General features: G+C 45.7%; 1 protein-coding gene. It reads left to right on the top strand.

The window, feature by feature from the left end:
* The coding region (locus DWW23_RS26360; RefSeq protein ID WP_147382655.1) for an O-antigen ligase at positions 1-512 on the top strand (512 nt) is incomplete at both ends.

Raw genomic sequence — 512 nt, 5'->3', positions numbered from 1 at the left:
TTGCATGGCTTTGAAGGCTCTAACCATTCCCTGTTCAGGCTGACCGGGGATTTTTATAATCCGGGACCTTATTCCGGATACCTCGCACTTGTTTTGCCGGTTTGCCTGTGGATGATCCTACGGCAAACAAAAATGTATCTGTATTATCTGGCATGGGGTACCTTGCTGGCAATCATCGTAGTATTGCCTGCCGGAATGAGCCGGACAGCCTGGATCGCTGCCGCCCTGTCATGTGCATGGGTGTACTGGGTACAACGGATCGGATGGAAAAAAACAAAAACATACATTTATGAATTTAAAACCTTAACTATAGTATCATCTGTTTTGGTACTAATTTCTGTAGCCGGTGCATTGACGGGTATTTTTCTTCTAAAGAAAGATTCTGCCAATGGCCGACTACTTTTATGGAAAATAACTGAACAAGCTATAATGGAACAACCCTGGACCGGAACCGGACTAGGAGGTTTTCCGGCTGCTTATGCAGAAACACAGGCGCAGTATTTTGCCTCCGG

Origin of the sequence: Parabacteroides sp. AF14-59, assembly GCF_003479515.1 — a bacterium.
Classification (GTDB): domain Bacteria; phylum Bacteroidota; class Bacteroidia; order Bacteroidales; family Tannerellaceae; genus Parabacteroides; species Parabacteroides faecis.
The sequence above is the reverse complement of the archived record's forward strand: the minus strand, read 5'-3'. Positions and strand labels throughout refer to the sequence as shown.